Here is an 18,884-nt window from a genome sequence, read left to right on the forward strand (position 1 = left end):
TGGGACAGTCGGGGTCAGGCGTCGCGGCGCAGACCCTGCGCGCGGTCGACGCGCCGGGCCAGGAAGTCGAAGAGCCAGAACAGGATCAGGCCGACGAGCGAGGACAGCAGCAGCGCGGTGAGCAGTTCCTCGGTGGCCAGCTGCTGGCGGTAGACGTCGATCATCCGGCCGATGCCGGGTTCGCCCTGCCGGAAGAAGAAGTCGGCGACGATGGACCCGATGATCGCCATGCCACCGGAGATCTTGAAGCCGGAGATCATCGCGGGCAGCGCGGTGGGCAACTGCAGCTTCCGCAGCCGCTGCCACCGGCTCGCCCCGTGCAGGGTGAACAGGTCGTGTTCGGCGGGCGCCACCGATTTCAGGCCGAACAGCGTATTGGTGACGACCGGGAACAGCGAGACCATCACGCACACGACCACCCGGCTGGAGAACTCGTAGCCGAACCAGAACCCGAACAGCGGGACCACCGCGAGGATCGGAATCGTCTGCAGCACCACCGCGTACGGATACAGCGAGTACTCGGCCCAGCGCGCCTGACTCATCACCACCGCGAAGCTCACCCCGAGCGCGATCGCGACGACCAGCCCGACCAGCGCCACCTGCACGGTCGACCACAGCGCGGCCAGGATGGCGGTCCGCGCGACCGGGTCGAGCAGGCCCTTGGCGACGACCTGTTCCGGCGCGGGCAGCAGGAACCGCGACTGCGGGTCGAGCAGGACGTGGCTCACCAGCGACCAGCAGGCCAGCACCGCCACGAACACCACGATCGGGGCGAGGATCCGGATCGGGGAGATCCGGAACGGCCAGCGGCGCCGGGCCCGCGGCGCCGCCGTATCGAGCCCGGCACCGGGCACCACCACGGCGGTCACGCGGCCGTCTCCTGCTCGGCACCGCGCAGCGCCGCCGACACCTCGGCCGAGATCGCGGCGAACTCCGGGGTGTAGCGCAGCTGCGGCAGGCGCGGGAAGTCGAAGGGCACCGCGATCTCGGCGGCCATCCGGCCCGGCCTGCCGGTCAGGACGACCACCCGGGTCGACATGAACACCGCCTCGCCGACCGAGTGCGTGACGAAGACACCGGCGAAGCCGTCGCGCCGGAACAGCGCGCCGACCTCCTCGTTGAGTCGCTGCCGGGTGATCTCGTCGAGCGCGCCGAACGGTTCGTCGAACAGGAACAGCTCCGGTCGCAGCGTGAGCGCCCTGGCGATGGAGGCCCGCATCCGCATGCCGCCGGACAGCTGCGCCGGCTTGTGCTTCTCGAAGCCAGCCAGGCCGACCCGCTCGATCGCGTCCCGCGCGTCCGCGCGCCGGGTCGCCCGGTCGACACCGGCCAGCTCGGCGGGCAATTCGACATTGGCGGCGACGCTGCGCCAGGCCAGCAGGGTCGATTCCTGGAAGACGTAGCCCAGCCTGCGGGTGCCGACCGCGACACGGCCCGCGGTCGGCTGTTCGAAGCCGGCGGCCAGCCGCAGCAGGGTCGATTTCCCGCAGCCGGACGGGCCGACCAGTGAGACGAACTCGCCGGGCCGGACCCGCAGGTCGATATCGGACAGGGCCCGGGTGCCGTCACCGAAGACGAGGGAAACGCCGTCGAAGGCCAGGGCCGGTTCGGGGTCGAGGCCGCTGTCGATTCTCGTATACGAGTCGGCGGCAGGCGACGCGGTGGAAGCCGTTGCGCTCATGGACTATTTCTAGTGACCGGTCGTTGCCGATCGCGGTCCGGCGGATTACACCCTTGTTTCGTATACGATCAATCCTCGCCGCTCAACGTGCCGTTCGCGGCGACCACCCGGCCCCGCTTGAGCACCAGGCGGCGCGGGGGCAGCGCGACGACCGCGGCGGCGGGCGTCGCCGCGTCCACGACGCACAGATCGGCGGGCGCGCCCGGCGTGAGCCCGTACTCGGCGAGGCCGAGAACCTGGGCGCCGCCGTGGGTTCCGGCCCGCAGCGCCAGCTCGATCTCCGCGTCGGCGACCAGGCGGTCCCGGTAGGCGACGGTGCCGATCCGGCGCAGCATGTCGCCGTCGCCGTAGGGCGTCCACAGATCGCGGATGCCGTCGTTGCCCAGCGCCAGCGTCGCCCCGGCCGCGGCCAGCACCCGCACCGGCACCACCGGCGCCTCGCCGACCGCGCAGGTCACCATCGCGACGCCGGCGGCGGCGAGTTCGTCGGCGATGCGGCGCTGCTCGTCGGGTTCCTGCTGACCCATGGCGTAGGCGTGGCTGATGGTGACCCGCCCCGCGAGCCCGAGCGCGCGGGTGCGTTCGATGATCAAGCCGAACTGCCAGGCGCCGAGGGAACCACCGTCGTGCAGGTGGATGTCGATCTTCGCGCCGTAGCGCTCGGCCAGGCCGAAGATCAGATCGAGGTGGCCCGCGGCGTCGTTGTCGTAGCCGGCTGGGTCGAGCCCGCCGATCACCTCGACCCCGTCGGCGAGTGCCGCCTCGAGCAGTTTCGCGGTGCCGGGGCGGCAGAGCAGGCCGCCCTGCGGGAAGGCGACCAGTTCCACGTCGACGCGGTCGCGGTGCCGTGCGGCGGCGGCCCGGACCACCTCGACACCGGTGAGCCCGATCTCGGGGTCGACGTCGACGTGACTGCGGACGTGGGTCGTGCCCGCGGCGACCATGGCGGCGAGCAGGTTTCCCGCGTAGTCGACGTTCGGGATACCGAGTTCGGCGCGGCGGCCCTCCCCGTTGGCGATGCGCCCGGCCAGGGTGCGGCCACCCGTGTTCGGGACCCACGGCCCGCTCCACAGGGTCTTGTCCAGGTGGCAGTGGGTGTCGACCAGGCCGGGCAGCACGAGCGCGCCGTCGAGGTCGATCACCTCGGCGGCGGGCGCGTCGAGTCCGGTGCCGATGGCGGCGATCCGGCCGTCGCGCAGATGCACGTCGGCCGGGATCGGCGGGGCGCCCGGGGTCCACGGCCTGCCGCCGCGCAGGAGCAGTTCGGTCATCTCGGGTCCTCCTCGGGGACGATCGCCCTGGTCAGGCGGTGAGCAACATGGCGGTGCCAGCACCGGCACCGAAGACGATCACGACACCACGGAACACGGTGGGCCGCAGGCGGTCGGCGAACCGCGCACCGAGCACGCCACCGGCGAGACACGCGGGCGCCAGGAGGGCCACGGCGAGCCAGTGCACGGGACCGAAGAGCGCGACCGCGATCATCGCGGTGGTGGACACCGCGACGGTGAGCACGCTCTTGAGCCCGTTGAGCAGCTGCGCCGAGGCGTCGAGACCGAGCGCGAGCGCGGTCAGCAGGACGATCCCCATCCCGCCGTTGAAGTAGGCGCCGTACGCGCCGCCCAGGAACACCCCGGCGAACAGCAGCAGCCGCGAATCCGATTGCCGCACGGCCAGTCTGCGGGAGAGCCACGGCTGCGCCGCGAACAGCGCGGTGGCCCCGAGCACCAGGTACGGCACCAGCGCCGCGAACACCGCGGGCGGTGCGGCGAGCAGCACGAGGACACCGCCGAGCGCGCCCGCGGTCCCGGTGATCACCAGGCGCGGCAGCAGTTCCCGGTACTCCCCCGCCCGCTTGCGCAGCGCCGCGGCGCCGCCCAGGTAGCCCGGCCACACCGCGACGGCATTGGTGACCGTCGCGGTGACCGGCGGCAGCCCGAACGCCAGCAGGGCGGGAAACGACAGCAGACTGCCACCGCCCGCGATGGCGTTGCAGAAACCTGCCCCGACACCGGCGGCCAGCAGCAGGGCCATGTGCACGGGATCCATGACTACCTTTCCGAAGAGCGTGGCGCGATCGTATACGACCGAGTATCGCGGGGCTCGGTGACCACCGGTGAGCCTCGCCACCGGCCGGTCGAGCGGCACCATGCCGTAGATTCGAGGGATATCGGCCGCGGATCGTAGACGAACAGCGCGGCACTCCCCCGTGATCGACCCTGGAGGCGATGTGAGCAGCACCGTGCGCCGGATGACGCCGCAGCAGGTCTGCCGGGCCATCCGCGACGACATCATCCGCGGCGACTTCGTCTCCGGCCAGCGCCTGACCGAGGACACCCTGGCCGAGCGCTACGGCGTCTCCCGGGTGCCGGTGCGCGAAGCACTGCGCACCCTCGAAGCCGAGGGTTTCGCCACGTCACGGCCGTACGCGGGCACCTTCGTCGCCGAGCTGACCGAGGCCGAGGCGGCCGATCTGCTCGAGATCCGCGCCCTGCTGGAGCCGCTGTGCGCGAGCCGCGCGGCCACCCGGCGCAGCCCCGAACAGCTGGGCAGGCTCAAAGAACTCACCTCGCTGGGCCAGGAGGCGGTGCGCGACGGCAGGCTCGACGAGCTGGCCCGGCTCAACAGCCGCTTCCACGAGGTACTGGCCGAGGCGTCGGGCAGCGCCCTGCTGACCCAGCTGATCACCCAGCTCAGCTGGAAGATCGCCTGGGTGTACGCGGTCGAGCTGCCGCGCCGGGCCGAGGACTCCTGGCACGAGCACGAACAGATCTGCGCCGCGCTGGAGGCCGGTGACGCCGAGCGGGCCCGCGCGGTGGTCGCCGAGCACATCGCGCACGCCGACTCCGCCTATCGACTGCGCAACCGCCCGGCGGACACGTAACACACCCGCAGCATCGCCTGCCTCCACCGGAAACACGAGGGTCGTATACAAAGACGGTCCCCCGTGTGTCCAGGAGGTTTTCGTGGCCGATCTAGTGCTGCGCCGTGCCCGCGTCGCCGATGACGCCGAGCTCGTCGACATCGCCGTCACCGACGGGATCATCACCGCCGTCGAACCCGACCTGCGGGGCCCGGCGGTGACCGAGATCGACTGCGCCGCACGGGTGGTCATCCCCGGCTTGATCGAACCGCACGTGCATCTGGACAAGGCACTACTGGACACGCAGGCCACCGCACCCGACAACACCCTGGCCGGCGCCATCGCGATCACCGGGGAGCTCAAGCGTGGTTTCACCGCCGCCGACGTGGCGGCGCGGGCCCGCAAGGTGCTCGACCTCGCGATCGCGCACGGCACCACCGCGATCCGCGCCCATCCCGATGTCGACCCGATCGTGGGACTGCTCGGGGTCGAGGTACTGTTGGACCTGCGCGAGGAGTACCGCGGCCTGATCGATCTGCAGATCGTCGCGTTCCCGCAGGAGGGCATCCTGCGCGCGCCCGGCACGCTCGAGCTGCTGCGCGCGGCGCTGGGGCGCGGCGCGGACGTGATCGGCGGGTGCTCCTACAACGAAGCCGACGTCGCGGACTGCGAACGCCACGTCGACCTGGTCTTCGAGCTGGCCGCCGAATTCGGTGTCCCCGTCGACATCCACGCCGATTTCGCCGACGACGCGACCGATCCGCGCTTCGCCATGGCCGACTACATCGCCACCGCCACCGAGCGCGCCGGGCTCGGCGGCCGGGTCGCGATCGGGCACGTCACCTCGCTCGCCGGCCGTCCACCCGGTGAGCGGCGGGCCACGATGGCGCGCCTGGCCGAGGCCGGGGTCGCGGTGGTCCCGCTGCCCGCGACCGACATGCATCTGGGTGGCCGCGGAGACGAGACCGCCGTGCGGCGCGGAGTCGCCCCGGTCCGGGAACTCTGGGCGGCCGGGGTCACGACCGCCTACTCCTCCAACAACATTCGCAATGCCTTCACTCCCTACGGCAACGCCGACCTGCTCGATATCGGCCTGTTCCTGGCCCAGACCGGCCATCTGTCGAGCGCCGACGACTTGCGCCGGGTCCTGGCGATGGCCACCGCCGACGCGGCGGCGGTGCTCGGCATCGGCGACCGGCACGGCATCCGGGTCGGCGCGCAGGCCGACCTCGTCGTCCTCGGGACCCACCGGCTCACCCACGCCCTGCTCGACCGCCCCGACCGCTGCTATGTCGTGAAAGCGGGTCGCGTCGTCGCCCGCACCACGCGCACCACCGAAATCCTGCGCCCGGTACCGGTGCGGTGACCGGTACCGGATCTCGCGCCGCCGTCTCCGCACGCGGGTCCGCAGCGCGCGGCCCCGATCGTGGCGGGACCGCGCGCGGGCCGGCGATCAGACCGGGGTGTGGTTTCCCTGGTGCACCAGCGCGTCGATGCGCCGCTTGTAGGCGTTGAATTCCGGGGTGGTGGAGTCGCGTTCGGCGGGCAGGTCGATCTCGACGATCTCGCGCACGTGCCCGGCATTGCCGTGCGCCGAGCCACCCGCCATCACCACCACGCGATCGGCCAGATACACCGCCTCGTCGATGCCGTGGGTGACGAAGACGACGGTCACCGCGGTCTCGCGGTGGATGCGCTTGAGCTCGGCCTGCATCTCGATGCGGGTGAGCGCGTCCAGCGCGCCGAAAGGTTCGTCCATCAGCAGCACGGCGGGACTGTTGGCCAGCACCCGGGCGATGGCGACCCGCTGCTGCATACCGCCGGAGAGCTGGTGCGGGAACGAGGTCCGCACCCGGGTGAGGCCGACGGTGTCGAGCCAGCGGTCGGTGATCTCGCGGATGTCGGGGCGGGTCATCCTGGCCTGCCTCGGTCCGTAGGCGATGTTCTCGGCGACGGTCAGCCACGGGAACAGCCCGTAGTCCTGGAAGACCACCCCGCGTTCCGGGCCGGGTCCGCTGATCGGTTCGTCCCCGACGGTGACGGTGCCGGTGGTGGTCTCCTCGAACCCGGCGAGAATGCGCAGCAGCGTCGATTTGCCGCAGCCGCTCGCGCCGACCACACAGACGAATTCCCCTGCGGCGATCTCGAGTTCGACACCGTCGACCGCGAAGCCGGGTGCGCCGGGATAGCGCTTGCCGAGTCCGTCGACGACGATCCGCGCCGGGCGATGCGGGCGACGGCGGGTGGAGTAGATCTTCATACCGGTCCTGTCTGCGTGGTCACGGGAGCAGGGGCCTGCGCCCCGCGAGGAGCCGGACCAGCAGCATCAGCAGCCGGTCGGCGAGGAATCCGGCCAGCCCGATCACGATCATCACCGCGATGATCAGATCGGTCCGCGATTGCTCCCTGGCCTGGGTGATCAAGGCGCCCAGCCCGATCCGGATGCCGACCGTCTCACCGACGACCAGGATCACCCAGGACAGCCCGAGCGCGATCCGCAGTCCGGCGACGATGCTCGGCACCGCGGCGGGCAGCACCACCTTGTACAGCGTGTGCGCGGGCTGGGTGCCCAGCATCGCGGCGGCCTCGAGCAACCGTTCCGGGACCGCCCTGACCCCCGCGATGGTATTGAGCAGGATCGAGAACACCGCCGCCAGGAACACCAGGAAGATGGTCGAGCGGTCGCCGAACCCGATGATCAGCAGCGACAGCGGCGCCCAGGCGGTGACCGGGATCGGGCGCACCAGGTTGATGGTCGGTTCGAGCATCCGGTACACCAGCCGGGAGCGGCCCATCACGATCCCGAGCGGGATGGCGACGGCAGCGGCCAGCGCGAAGCCCTGCACGACCCGCAGGGTGCTGGCGTAGAGGTGCAGCCAGAGGGTGCCGCTGTAGGTGTCGTCGATGACGCCGCCGACCGCGAGATCGGCCAGCCGCCGCGCCACCTCGTAGGGCGTGGGCAGGAACCGCATCTGGATGCCGAACGGCAGGGTCCAGCCACCCGCGACCCCGCGATCCCACAGCAGTCCGAGCAGCAGCGGGACCGGCAGCGCCCACAGCACGGCGACCACCCTGCCCGGCACCCGCGCCGCGCGCCGCGTGACGGGCGCGGCGGCGGGCGGCGAGGTCGGCCGATCGGTGGGTGCCGTGTCGAGCGCGGTCATCGTCCGACGCCCGCCGCGGTCAGGAACCCGGTGTCGAAGACCTTCGTCAGGTCCGGCGTGCGGGCCAGCTGGTCGAACGCCCGCATCTGCTCGGCGAGCGCGCCGACCCGGCCGCGGTAGGCGTCGTCGAGTTCCCAGCGCAGCCAGACGTTCCCGGTCGCGGTCTCGACGATCGCGCGGTCCAGGCCGAAGGTGCTGACGAGCCCGTCGACCCATGCCTGGTGATCGCCCTTCATGAACTCGATGGCCTGGACGAAGCTGCGCACGGTCTGCTGGACCCGGTCGCGGTCCTGCTCGATCAGCGCGCCCCGGGTGCCGAAGACGATGTTCACCCCGCCGATCGGGGTGTCGTAGGGCGAGACGATCGCGTGCGCGCCGGTCTGCTTGACGATCGACGGCGCGGTCTCGGCGCTGAGGAAGGCGTCGATCTGCCCGGACTTGTAGGCGTTGGCCATGTCCGAGTAGGCCAGGTTCACCAGCTGGACGTCGGTCGCCGGATCGAGGCCGTGCGCGCGCAGCGTCAGCTTCAGCACGATCTCCTGCGAGGAGCCGGGCGGGAAGCCGATCTTCTTGCCGCGCAGGTCGTTCGGTGTCGCGATCTCGGGCTTGCCGACGAACGCCGACCCGCCGTCGGCGGCCGAGGCCACGATCCGCACGTCCTGGCCCGCCGCGCTGCCCGCCAGCATCGACGGCGCGCCGAGGACACCGAAGTCGATGGCGCCCGAGGCGAGCGCGTTCTTGATGTCGGGTGAGTTCTCGAACAGCACGATGTCGTAGGTGGTGCCAGCGGGCGCGAACCGCTGCATGAAGTAGGGCGCGTAGAGGTGGGGCTGGCCGCGCAGGGTGCCGATCTTGATCGTGGCCGGGTCGCCGCCGCCGTCGGGTGTGGCGATGCACGCGGTCAGGCCGAGGACCAGCATCAGTGCGGTGAACAACGCCGAGAGGACGTGTCGCGATGGATGTTTCATGATGATTCCTATCGGGTGTCCGGCGCCGCCGCCCGCGATGCCGGGACCACGCCGTCGAGGTGGCGGGTCGTACAAAGGGTGGTCAGGCGGAACCGGTGAGGGCCGAGGCGCACCGGGCAGCCAGCCCGATCAGCGCGTGGTCGGTGTGGGCCGCGCCTAGCAGGCACAACCCGATGGGCAGCCCGTCGTGACGCGGTAGCGGCAGGGTGACCGCGGGCAGGCCCGCGATCGCGGCGAGACAGGTCAGGCGCAGGGTGGCGGTGCGCGCGGCATCGCGAGTGCGGACGTCGGCGTCGCGATACGGGGGCGGGCCGGCCGTGGTCGGCAGCAGCAGCACCCCGTCGCCCACGACATCGGTGATCCGCGCCGACGCCTGGGCCACGAGATTCCGTGCGGCAGCGGCGCCCTCATCGGTGACCGTTGCCGCCCAGGCGAACCGGTCGGCCACTTCGGGCTCGAGGGTGCCGGGATGGGCGACGATCCAGTCGCCGTGCGCGACCCACGCCTCGTGCGCCTGCACGGTCCGGAAGGCACCGAACCAGCGGTCCAGCTCGGCGCCGAGAGCGACCCGTGCGGCACCGAGTTCGCGTGCGGCCCACAGGCACTGCTCGGCCGACGACGGCGCGGCGGCGCACAACGCCGGATCGACGACAAGTCGCCCGGGCTCGGTTCGCTGCGCGGCACCCGGCACCCGCGGCGCTGCCGCCGTCCGAGTCCGGGCACGCGCGGCCGTGGGCGCGCCGGGGCCGCATGCTCCACCGACTGGCGGATCATCCGCAGCCGCGCGGCCTGGATCGGCCGGAGCCTGCCGCGCGGCATACACCGCCGCGGCGACGGCGGCGAGGGTCGCGGCGTCGCGGGCGAGCCAGCCGATCGTGTCGAACGACGGTGCCAGCGGCAGCAGGCCGGTGGTGTCGAGACTGCCGTGGGTGGTCCGGATTCCCCAGAGTCCCTGGTACGCGCCGGGCACCCGAATGGAGCCCGCGGTGTCGGTGCCGAGCCCGATACTCGCCTCGCCCCGGGCGACGGCGACGGCCGGTCCGCTGGAGGATCCGCCCGGAACCCGCTGTGGCGCGGCGGGATTCACCGGCATCCCGGTGCGACCGTTGCCGCCGGTGATGCTGTAGGCGAATTCGTCGGTCGTGGCGATGCCGGTGAGGTCGGCGCCCGCCGCGAGGAGCGCGGCAACGACAGTCGCGTGCCGGGATTCGGGGGCGCGCTCGGCGAGATAGGCGGCGACCCCGGCGCCGACGGGATACCCGGCTACCGCGAACAGATCCTTCACCGCCACGGTGTGCCCGGTCAGTGGGCCGGTGGCCGTCGCGGGGACCAGCGGCGCGCCGACCTCGCGCCACACCGTGGTGTCCACCGCGTCGCGCACTCGCGCGGTCACCGGGCCCGCTCCAGGACGTAGCGGGCCAGCTCGGTGCTCGCGGTGTGCGCGAAGTCGGCGATGCGGATCTTGCCGTGCACGCCCCTGGTCAGGTCGACCGCCTGCGAGACGGTGAAATCGGCCGCGGCGCTGAGGTAGAGGTAGGCGCGGCGCGGATCGGTCTCGAACAGCGCCACCAGCAGGTCGACCGCGTTGCCGACGCACCGCGACAGCGCCGTGTCGAGATCGGGGTCGAGCCCGGTCGGGATCACCAGGCCGTGGCCTGCGGCAAACGGGCCGATACCGAGATCGGCGACCTGGTCGGCCGGGATCAGGTCCATGCGGACGGTCGCCCGCAGCGGCGCCTCCAGCGCGGTGAGCGCCACTTCCCCATCGCCCTGCGCGAAATGCGGGTCACCGACGTAGAACAGCGCGTCGGGCACCTGCACCGGCAGGAACAGGGTGGCGCCGGGTGTGAGCAGCTTGACGTCGATATTGCCGCCGTGCGGACCGGGCGGCACCGAATGCGCCCGGTCCTCGGTGTCGGTGGCGACACCCATGATGCCGAGGAACGGCGCCAGCGGGAATCGCGCCTGGTGCGCGCTGCCCGGCGCGATCGGCATGGCGCCGAACCACGCGTCGGTCTCCCCGGTCACCGTGCAGAACTGGCCGTAGGACCCGTCGTACGCCGTGCCCGCCAGCATGCCGCGACCGTGCCGGGTGGAGATCACGCCGTAGGGCGCGCGCAGGGCCAGGTGCTCGACCCGGACGGCGAGCAGGTCGCCGGGGCACGCCCCGTCGACCGCGATCGGCCCGGTGACGATGTGCGGGCCCGCCCCGGCCGCGCGGGTCCGCCGCGCGACCACCTCGATCGCGTCGTCGAGGACCTGGTCCCTGGCCACGCCGTGGCCGCCGAAGTAGGCGGCCGGGTCGGAGCCCTGGTCGTCGAGCAAGCCCTCGTGGCTGATCGTGTCGATCACGACGGTCGCGCCCGGCGCCACGGTCGTCACCGGGGTGTCTCCCCGCTTCGGGAGCCTGCCCCACAGCACCCGCGCCGGATCCGCGGGCACGTAGGTGGCCCCGGGGGCGAGTCCGGCGCCCTGTTGCAGGACCGGGAATGCTGCCGCGATCTGGTCGCCTGCCACTGCGGTCACGTGGTTCCTCCGCTGTCAACGAGCCGATGCCGAACATTGGTCCGACCATCTGATTCGATAACGGTATTCCACTATGAAACCCCTTGCTACCGGGCGAAACTTGCGTAACAGAGGCTTTACGCCGCCGCAATATGCGCCGAAATCCAGGGGCGCGAGTAGGATTGGCCGGACCAATTCAGCCTCGTGAGGGAGTCCGTTCGTGAGCGTCGCGCCCATTCCCCCGCTCCGTCGCCGCATCGGCAGTGTCGGCGCCGAGGTGGCCGCGCACCTGGAACGGCTGATCATCGACGGCGCGCTGCGCGCTGGCGATCGGCTGCCGCCGGAACGGGAACTGGCGGCCACGCTCCAGGTCTCCCGATCCTCGTTGCGCGAGGCGATGTTCGAACTGGAGTCCAAGAAGCTCGTCGACCGCAGGCAGGGGCGCGGCAGCACCGTCACCGACCCGTCCCGCGGCGCGGCCGAACTCCACGACAATCTCGCCGACCTCGACACCGAACTCGGCTACGCGACCGAGCTCCGCGATCTGGTGGAACCCCGCATCGCCCAGCTCGCCGCCCAGCGGGCCCTGGAATCGAATCTGCTGTCCCTGCACGCGGTCCTCGACCGCTCCGACGAGTCGCTGAGCCCGGAGGAATCGATGGCCCTCGACATCGAATTCCACGCGCTGCTGGCCCATTCGGCGCAGAACCCGCTGCTGGTGACGCTGTGCACGATGACCACCGAGTGGACCAGACACACCCGGGTGCTCTCGCACCGCACGCCCCTGGGCCGCCGGATCTCGGTGCACGGGCACACCGAGATCCTGCGCGCGGTCGACGCCCACGACGGCCCGGCGGCGGCCGCCGCGATGGAACAGCACCTGCGCGAGGTCAGGGAGATCAGTTCGCCCCGGTAGCGCTCAGCTCAGCGCGGCGGTGAACACCGCGAGCGCGCGATCGTCGAACAGGACGAACCGCACCTCGTCGACGGCCGGGTCGGCCGCGCGCACGGTCTCGACGGCGATCCGGGCGCCGTCGTCCATCGGCCAGCCGAAGATGCCCGTGGAGATGGCCGGGAACGCGACCGTGCGGGCACCCAGTTCGGCGGCGACGCGCAGGGATTCGCGATAGCAGGAGGCCAGCAGGTCCGAGCGGTCCTCGGTGGCCGACCACACCGGGCCGACGGTGTGGATCACCCAGCGCGCGGGCAGCCGTCCCGCGGTCGTCGCGACCGCCTGACCGGTCGCCAGGCCTTTCCCGTAGTGCGAGGCGCGCAGGTCACGGCACGCGGACAGGATCTCGGGCCCACCCTTGCGGTGGATCGCGCCGTCGACGCCGCCACCGCCGAGCAGCGAGGAGTTGGCGGCATTGACCACCGCGTCGACCGCCTGTTCGGTGATGTCGCCGCGGACGGCCTCGATCCGGGTCATCGGACCATTGTGCTCGCCGCGCCGAGCGCGACACCAGCGGATATCGCGGCGTACCGTCGACACCGTCGCAGATCGTCGCTCCACCCGAGCCGAGGAGAACCGCGCATGCCCACACCCACCGGTGAGCTCCAGCCGACACCCGACGGCCGTGATCTGGTGATCACCCGGTCGCTGGGCCTGCCGATCGAGGAGGTGTGGGCGCGACTGACCGATCCGCACCTGACCGCCGGCTGGTACGGCACCTGGGAGGGCGAAGCGGGCACCGGCAACACCATCCGGGTGCAGATGCGGTTCGAGGAGGGCGAGCCGTGGACGGGCATGAACATCGACGACTGCACCCCGCCGATCCACCTCGGCCTGTCCTCGACCGATCAGATCGGGGTGTGGCGGCTCGAGGTGACGCTGCTCGACACCGGCGCGGCCACCGACGTGCGCCTGGTCCACCACCTCACCTCGGAGTACCAGCTGGCCGAGATCCCGCAGATCGGTCCCGGCTGGGAGTACTACGCGGACATGTTCGTCGCCGCGTGCACGCAGACCGAGCGCCCGAAGTTCGCGGACTACTACCCGTCGATGGCGGCGTACTACTCCGAGCGCGCGTCCTAGCCCGAAACACGCACCGCCCCGGCCGAAGTCCCGGCCGGGGCGGTGCGTGTGTGCGTGTGTCGCTACTCGTCGTCGAGCTCGGCGGCGACCTCGTCGGAGATGTCGACGTTGGTGTAGACGTTCTGCACGTCGTCGCTGTCCTCGAGCGCGTCGACCAGCTTGAGCACCTTGCGGGCGCCCTCGGCGTCGACCGCGACCGACACCGACGCCTGGAAGCCGGACTCGGCCGAGTCGTAGTCGATGCCCGCGGCCTGCAGGGCGCTGCGCACGGCGATCAGATCGCCGGGCTCGCTGATGATCTCGAAGGACTCACCCAGGTCGTTGACCTCTTCGGCGCCCGCGTCGAGGACGTGCTCGAGGATGTCGTCCTCGGACAGGCCGTTCTTCTCGAGGGTCACCACACCCTTGCGGCCGAACAGGTACGCCACCGAACCCGGGTCGGCCATGTTGCCGCCGTTGCGGGTCATCGCGACGCGGACCTCGCCCGCGGCGCGGTTGCGGTTGTCGGTGAGGCACTCGATCAGGACGGCGACGCCGTTGGGGCCGTAGCCCTCGTACATGATCGTCTGCCAGTCGGCGCCGCCGGCTTCCTCGCCGCCGCCGCGCTTGCGGGCGCGCTCGATGTTGTCGTTGGGGACCGACGACTTCTTCGCCTTCTGGATGGCGTCGTACAGCGTCGGGTTACCCGCAGGGTCACTACCACCAGTGCGGGCCGCCACCTCGATGTTCTTGATCAGCTTGGCGAAGAGTTTGCCGCGCTTGGCGTCGATTCCCGCCTTCTTGTGCTTGGTGGTGGCCCATTTGGAGTGGCCGCTCATGCCCTACTTCCTTCAGGTCGGTTGCGCGTCTGCCCGGGCGGACAAGCTCGATCCAGCCTACTCGGACCGTGCGCGCGCAGTGGCCGCGGGCGTTACCGTGCCGAACGAACCAGGTCGACGAACAGTTCGTGCACCCGCAGATCGCCGGTCACCTCGGGGTGGAACGAGGTCGCCACGACATTGCCCTGCCGGGCGGCGACGATGCGACCCTGCGCCGGACCGTGCGGTACCCGGGCCAGTACCTCGACGCCCGCGCCGACCCGCTCGACCCACGGGGCGCGGATGAACACGGCCCGCACCGGCGTGTCGAGCCCGGCGAAATCGAGGTCGGTTTCGAAGGAGTCGACCTGACGGCCGAAGGCGTTGCGGCGCACCGTCATATCTATGCCGGACAGGTGCTGGGCGTCGGCCCTGGTGTCGAGCACCTCCGAGGCCAGCAGGATCATGCCCGCGCAGGAGCCGAAGGCGGGCAGCCCGTCGCGCAGCCGGGCGCGCAGCGGCTCGAGCAGGTCGAAGGCCTGCAGCAGCTTGGAGATGGCGGTCGACTCGCCGCCGGGCAGCACCAGTCCGTCGACGGCGGCCAGCTCGGCTTCGCGCCGCACCAGCACCGCGTCGGCGCCACAGTGGTCCAGCGCGGCAACGTGTTCGCGCACGTCACCCTGGAGCGCGAGGACGCCGATGGTCGGCCGGGCGGCAGGCGAGGATGCGTTCACAGGCGCTGAGCTTACGAGGCGGGCCGGTGTGCGCCCGCTCACGGTCTTTGTCAACATTCCGTCAACGCCGGGGTGCATTCGCCCGGATCGGGTCGACACTCGGTTTGTGATTGCACTTCTGCCACGCAGGAGCTCCGGACCAGCGCCGATCGTCGCGCACCGTCGCGGGCTCACGGTCTCGACCGGATTGGCCGGTCTGTCCCTGGACGCGATGGCGTCGGTCTCCTACGGTCCCGAGGCGATCGTCCTGGTGCTGGCCACCGCGGGCGGTCTCGGCCTCGGGATGACCCTGCCGGTGACGCTGGCCATCGCCGCCCTGCTGGCGGTCCTCATCGCCTCCTATCGCCAGGTCATCGCCGCGTTCCCGAACGGCGGTGGCGCCTACGCGGTCGCCGAGCGTCATCTCGGGCACCGCTCCAGCCTGCTGGCGGCGGCCTCGCTGATCGTGGACTACGTGCTGAACGTGGCGGTGTCGATCGCCGCCGGTGTCGCGGCCTTGACCTCGGCGTTCCCCACGTTGCACGACTACACGATCTGGATCTGCCTGGCGGTGCTGGTCGGCATCACCGCGCTGAACCTGCTCGGCATCACCGAGAGCGCCCGCGCGTTCATGGTGCCGACGGCGGTGTTCGTGGCGGGCATATTCGTGGTGATCATCGGCGGGTTGCTGCGCTCGGAACCCGCCGCCGTCACCAGCGGGACGGCGGCGGTGAGCGATATCCACACCGTCGGAGTGCTGCTGTTGCTCAAGGCGTTCTCGAGCGGGTGCGCGGCGCTGACCGGTGTGGAGGCCATCGCGAACGCGGTGCCGAGCTTCCGGGAACCCCGGGTGCGGCGCGCGCAGCGGGCCGAGGTCGCGCTGGGCCTGCTGCTCGGCACGATGCTGATCGGACTGGCGGTCCTGATCGAGAAGTTCTCGCTGCAGCCGATCGAGGGCACCACCGTGCTCTCGCAGCTGACCGAGGCGGCGCTGGGGCACGGGGTCGGCTACTACGTCGTGCAGTTCGCGACGGTGGTGCTGCTGGCGCTGGCGGCCAACACCTCCTACGGCGGCCTGCCGACGCTGACCCGGCTGCTCGCCGACGACAACTGTCTGCCGCACCGCTTCGCCGTCGCGACCCCGCGCCAGGTGTATCGCTACGGCGTGCTGACCCTCGGTGTGAGTGCCGCGGTGCTGCTGGTGGCGGCCGCGGGCAAGATGAACGTCCTGGTCCCGCTGTTCGCTATCGGCGTGTTCGTCGGTTTCACCATCGCGCAGACCGGCATGGTCCGGCACTGGTGGCAGGCCAGGAGCGAAGGCTGGCGGTGGCGGATCGCGCTCAACGGCTTCGGCGCCGTGCTGACCTTCGTCGCCGCGATCGTCACCACCGCGATGAAGTTCGCCGAAGGCGCCTGGCTGATCGTGCTGGTCCTGCCCGCACTCATGGTCGGGATGGAGCGAATCCGCAACGCCTACACCAGGATCAGACATTCCCGCGGCATCGTCGGCGTCCCGCCCGCGCCACCGCGCCGCACCGGCACCGCCATCATCGTGCCGATCGCGGAGGTCTGCGAGCTGAGCCGGGAGGCGCTGTCGGCGGCCATGTCGATCGGAGACGACGTCACCGCGGTGCACGTCTGCCTGCCCGGCGAGTCGGCGACAGCGTTCGCCAAGGCGTGGGAGGCGTGGCATCCCGAAGTCCACCTGGTCATGCTCGAGGACAGCGACGCGACCGTCGGCGGACCCGTCGCCGCCTACGTCAGTGCGCATTTCGCGGGCCGACGCAAGGTGGTCGTCATCGCGGAGATCGATCCGCCCTCGGGCTGGGCGCGTGTCCTGCCGAGCCATCGCAGCGACGAGCTCGAACGCGTCCTGCGCAAGATGCCCGACACCGTGGTGTGCCACCTGCGCGTCCAGGTGAGCTGAGACCCCGGCCTACTTGTGGCGCGGGGTCCGGATCAGGCCCTCCTGGACGACCGCGGCGACGAGGTTGCCCTCGCGGTCCCAGATCCGGCCGCCGGTGAGCGCGCGACCGAACCCCGCCGAGGGCGAGGACTGGTCGTAGAGCAGCCATTCGTCGGCCCGGAACGGGCGCAGGAACCACATCGCGTGGTCGAGCGAGGCGTCCTGGGTCGGCTCACCGGGGTGGGCCACCTTGGACGAACCGAGCAGCGTCATATCGCTCATGTAGGCGAGGGTGCAGACGTGGAACAGCGGGTCGTCGGGCAGCTTGTGGCGGTACCGGAACCACACCTGCTGCTGGGAGACGAAGCCCTCCCGCTGGGTGACCTGATCCGACGGGACGGTGCGGATGTCCCAGTGCTCCCACTCGCGCATCGCCCACAGCCGCTCGGGGCTCATGGTGACGCTGGCGTCGGGCAGCAGGTCCGGCCCTTCGACCGCGGGCATCACGTCCTGATGCTCGGGCCCCTCGTCGCCGCGGTGGAACGAGGCCGACATCGTGAAGATCGCCTGGCCGTCCTGCACGCCGGTGACCCGGCGAGTGCAGAAGGACCGGCCGTCGCGGATGCGCTCCACCAGGTAGACGGTGGGTTCCTCCGGATTGCCCGGTCGCAGGAAGTAGCCGTGCAGCGAGTGCACCTGGAAGGCGGGGTCGACGGTGCGCACCGCCGAGACCAGTGCCCGGCCCGCGACCTGGCCGCCGAAGGTGCGCGTCAGCTGGGATTCGGTGGCCGCACCACGGAAGATGTCCCGTTCCAGCTGCTCGATCTCGAGCGCCTCTTCGATAGTCGCCATGCGCTCGAGATTATCCCGTCGCCGACTGTCTGGTCTGTCCGGCTCGGCAGTGTGCCCCGGAATTTGCTGTGATAGTGCGGTGCCGACGTTCACGCCAATCTCCCCCGCTGCGGTGGCGGGGCTCGTCGCCGACCGGCTGGCAGCCTTGCCGGGACGACGGGTGCTCGCCGTCGACGGTGCCGACGCGGCCGCGCCGGTCGAGCTGGCCCGCCGGATCGCCGACACGCTCACCGGGCGGGGACGGTCGGCCGAGGTGGTCGCGCTGCACGATTTCGTCCGCCCGGCCTCGCTGCGGATGGAGTACGGCCGCGACGACGAATGGTCTTATCGCACAGCCTGGTTCGACTACGACGCGGTGCGCCGCGAGATCCTCGACGCGGTCCGGACCGCCGGGCGCTGGTTGCCCGCGCTCTGGGACGAGGCGCGGGACCGTTCGGCCAGGGCGTCGATCCGCCCGGCGCCCGCCGATCTGGTCCTGGTGCTCGCCGGGCCGATGCTGCTGGGTCGCGGCCTGGATTTCGACCTCACCGTGCGTCTCGAGCTGAGCGACCAGGCCGCGCTGCGCCGCACCCCGCCCACGGAGCGGTGGACGCTGCCCGCCCTGCGCGAGCACGCCGCCGAACACCCCGAGACCGCCACCTGGACACTGCGCTGGGACCATCCGGACCGGGCGGCCCTGCGCATCGGCCCATGACCCGGACAGCCGAGAGCCCCGGCCGCTATACCGGCCGGGGCTCTCGGGTCACGGGATCAGGCGCAGGCGACCGACTGCTGACCCAGGTTGGTCAGCATGGTGCACGCCCAGGCCTTCTGGACCTTCCACTTGCCGTCCTCGGCCACAAACGGCACATCGACCACATTGGTCTGACCGTTCACCGTGAAATTCGCCTTCGCGTTCACACTGTCACCGAACGAAGTCACCTCGGTGACCTGCACCTGCACATTGGCGTCCTTGGCCGCCTGGGCCAAACGGTTCGGCAGCTCCGGATCGGCGGAGACACCCTGCACGAAGTCGATCTTCTGCTCGTTCGGGACGGCGGGATCCAGCGCGGTGGTGAGCTGCTCGCTCAGCTGCGGAACCGTCGGCACGGGCGGCAGGTTCGCGGCGTTCGTGGCCGGGGCCTTGGCGCTGGTGGTGGTCTTCGCGGCGGGCTTGTCACCCTTGTCGTCGCTGCACGCGCTCAGCCCGAGAGCCGCGACCACGGCCAGACCTGCGATAGCGATACGTCCGGTCTTACCAAACTTCATCCACTCGTCCTTACGTTCGGGTCAGGCGTCTTCGCCCTCCGGGCGACGGCACGGACCCGCGCCACACGACGCAGGCCTCGATGCCACGGCCCGGACGCTACCCAGTGATGGTGTGGAAACTCTGAGAACCCGGCAACGGTGGTCTGTGAGAG

At 71.2% G+C, this 18,884-nt stretch carries 20 protein-coding genes; 6 read left to right on the plus strand and 14 right to left on the minus strand.

All coding sequences use genetic code 11. From position 1 onward, the window contains the following. Window positions 1-14: 14 nt before the first annotated feature. The 4 genes from AB0L91_RS00940 to AB0L91_RS00955 all read right to left on the minus strand — a co-directional run bounded on the left by AB0L91_RS00940 (window position 15) and on the right by AB0L91_RS00955 (window position 3,730). Complete coding sequence (locus tag AB0L91_RS00940) at window positions 15-869, minus strand: ABC transporter permease (RefSeq protein WP_365006790.1); 855 nt, start codon at window positions 867-869, stop codon at window positions 15-17. Further along, window positions 866-1,681 (minus strand): ABC transporter ATP-binding protein, encoded by an 816-nt coding sequence (locus AB0L91_RS00945; protein ID WP_365006791.1) that lies wholly within the window; start codon window positions 1,679-1,681, stop codon window positions 866-868. The genes AB0L91_RS00940 and AB0L91_RS00945 overlap by 4 nt, the downstream gene beginning before the upstream one ends. 68 nt (window positions 1,682-1,749) lie before the next feature. Beyond that, on the minus strand, window positions 1,750-2,952 hold the full coding sequence (locus tag AB0L91_RS00950) for an amidohydrolase (protein WP_365006792.1): 1,203 nt from the start codon (window positions 2,950-2,952) through the stop codon (window positions 1,750-1,752). A gap of 31 nt (window positions 2,953-2,983) precedes the next feature. Continuing rightward, window positions 2,984-3,730 carry a sulfite exporter TauE/SafE family protein gene (locus AB0L91_RS00955; protein ID WP_365006793.1) on the minus strand — a complete coding sequence of 249 codons (747 nt, stop codon included), beginning with the start codon at window positions 3,728-3,730 and terminating at the stop codon, window positions 2,984-2,986. A 181-nt stretch (window positions 3,731-3,911) separates the two neighbouring features. Between AB0L91_RS00955 and AB0L91_RS00960 the strand changes: the two genes are divergently transcribed. After that, complete coding sequence (locus AB0L91_RS00960; protein WP_365006794.1) at window positions 3,912-4,565, plus strand: GntR family transcriptional regulator; 654 nt, start codon at window positions 3,912-3,914, stop codon at window positions 4,563-4,565. A gap of 82 nt (window positions 4,566-4,647) precedes the next feature. Beyond that, window positions 4,648-5,910 (plus strand): amidohydrolase family protein, encoded by a 1,263-nt coding sequence (locus tag AB0L91_RS00965; RefSeq protein WP_365006795.1) that lies wholly within the window; start codon window positions 4,648-4,650, stop codon window positions 5,908-5,910. A gap of 87 nt (window positions 5,911-5,997) precedes the next feature. Here the strand turns inward: AB0L91_RS00965 and AB0L91_RS00970 are convergent, their stop codons facing one another. From AB0L91_RS00970 to AB0L91_RS00990, 5 genes are all read right to left on the minus strand, one after another. After that, a complete protein-coding gene (locus AB0L91_RS00970) occupies window positions 5,998-6,804 on the minus strand; it encodes an ABC transporter ATP-binding protein (protein WP_365006796.1) in 807 nt (268 codons plus the stop codon). Between the two features lie 19 nt (window positions 6,805-6,823). Continuing rightward, window positions 6,824-7,708 (minus strand): ABC transporter permease, encoded by an 885-nt coding sequence (locus AB0L91_RS00975; RefSeq protein WP_365006797.1) that lies wholly within the window; start codon window positions 7,706-7,708, stop codon window positions 6,824-6,826. Continuing rightward, on the minus strand, window positions 7,705-8,676 hold the full coding sequence (locus AB0L91_RS00980) for an ABC transporter substrate-binding protein (protein ID WP_365006798.1): 972 nt from the start codon (window positions 8,674-8,676) through the stop codon (window positions 7,705-7,707). Before AB0L91_RS00980 ends, AB0L91_RS00975 begins: the two co-directional genes overlap by 4 nt. 82 nt (window positions 8,677-8,758) lie before the next feature. Continuing rightward, a complete protein-coding gene (locus AB0L91_RS00985; RefSeq protein ID WP_365006799.1) occupies window positions 8,759-10,069 on the minus strand; it encodes an amidase family protein in 1,311 nt (436 codons plus the stop codon). Further along, window positions 10,066-11,202, minus strand: coding sequence for an acetamidase/formamidase family protein (locus AB0L91_RS00990; RefSeq protein ID WP_365006800.1), 1,137 nt, complete (start codon window positions 11,200-11,202; stop codon window positions 10,066-10,068). Before AB0L91_RS00990 ends, AB0L91_RS00985 begins: the two co-directional genes overlap by 4 nt. Before the next feature lie 199 nt (window positions 11,203-11,401). Here AB0L91_RS00990 and AB0L91_RS00995 point away from each other — a divergent pair, with 199 nt between their 5' ends. Beyond that, window positions 11,402-12,097: a GntR family transcriptional regulator gene (locus tag AB0L91_RS00995; RefSeq protein ID WP_365006801.1), complete on the plus strand. Its 696-nt coding sequence runs from the start codon at window positions 11,402-11,404 to the stop codon at window positions 12,095-12,097. 3 nt (window positions 12,098-12,100) lie between these two features. On the opposite strand, the gene AB0L91_RS01000 is transcribed toward AB0L91_RS00995, so the two are convergent. After that, window positions 12,101-12,610 carry an O-acetyl-ADP-ribose deacetylase gene (locus AB0L91_RS01000; RefSeq protein WP_365006802.1) on the minus strand — a complete coding sequence of 170 codons (510 nt, stop codon included), beginning with the start codon at window positions 12,608-12,610 and terminating at the stop codon, window positions 12,101-12,103. A 105-nt stretch (window positions 12,611-12,715) separates the two neighbouring features. On the opposite strand from AB0L91_RS01000, the gene AB0L91_RS01005 reads away from it, so the two are divergent. Continuing rightward, window positions 12,716-13,216, plus strand: coding sequence for an SRPBCC domain-containing protein (locus AB0L91_RS01005; RefSeq protein WP_365006803.1), 501 nt, complete (start codon window positions 12,716-12,718; stop codon window positions 13,214-13,216). A gap of 62 nt (window positions 13,217-13,278) precedes the next feature. Here the strand turns inward: AB0L91_RS01005 and AB0L91_RS01010 are convergent, their stop codons facing one another. Together AB0L91_RS01010 and pdxT are read right to left on the minus strand one after the other, a co-directional pair. After that, window positions 13,279-14,034, minus strand: coding sequence for a YebC/PmpR family DNA-binding transcriptional regulator (locus AB0L91_RS01010; protein WP_355277325.1), 756 nt, complete (start codon window positions 14,032-14,034; stop codon window positions 13,279-13,281). 92 nt (window positions 14,035-14,126) lie between these two features. After that, the gene (gene pdxT, locus AB0L91_RS01015; protein ID WP_357344919.1) at window positions 14,127-14,747 is read right to left on the minus strand and encodes a pyridoxal 5'-phosphate synthase glutaminase subunit PdxT; all 621 of its coding nucleotides are present in this window, start codon (window positions 14,745-14,747) and stop codon (window positions 14,127-14,129) included. A gap of 106 nt (window positions 14,748-14,853) precedes the next feature. Here pdxT and AB0L91_RS01020 point away from each other — a divergent pair, with 106 nt between their 5' ends. Continuing rightward, window positions 14,854-16,653 (plus strand): APC family permease, encoded by a 1,800-nt coding sequence (locus AB0L91_RS01020; RefSeq protein WP_365006804.1) that lies wholly within the window; start codon window positions 14,854-14,856, stop codon window positions 16,651-16,653. Between the two features lie 9 nt (window positions 16,654-16,662). Here the strand turns inward: AB0L91_RS01020 and AB0L91_RS01025 are convergent, their stop codons facing one another. Continuing rightward, complete coding sequence (locus AB0L91_RS01025; protein WP_357344915.1) at window positions 16,663-17,484, minus strand: acyl-CoA thioesterase II; 822 nt, start codon at window positions 17,482-17,484, stop codon at window positions 16,663-16,665. 79 nt (window positions 17,485-17,563) lie between these two features. Here AB0L91_RS01025 and AB0L91_RS01030 point away from each other — a divergent pair, with 79 nt between their 5' ends. Then, complete coding sequence (locus tag AB0L91_RS01030) at window positions 17,564-18,178, plus strand: hypothetical protein (RefSeq protein WP_357344913.1); 615 nt, start codon at window positions 17,564-17,566, stop codon at window positions 18,176-18,178. Between the two features lie 56 nt (window positions 18,179-18,234). Here the strand turns inward: AB0L91_RS01030 and AB0L91_RS01035 are convergent, their stop codons facing one another. Next, window positions 18,235-18,732, minus strand: coding sequence for a hypothetical protein (locus AB0L91_RS01035; protein ID WP_365006805.1), 498 nt, complete (start codon window positions 18,730-18,732; stop codon window positions 18,235-18,237). Between the last annotated feature and the right edge of the window lie 152 nt (window positions 18,733-18,884).

It is taken from the genome of Nocardia sp. NPDC051833 (assembly GCF_040681225.1).
GTDB lineage: Bacteria > Actinomycetota > Actinomycetes > Mycobacteriales > Mycobacteriaceae > Nocardia.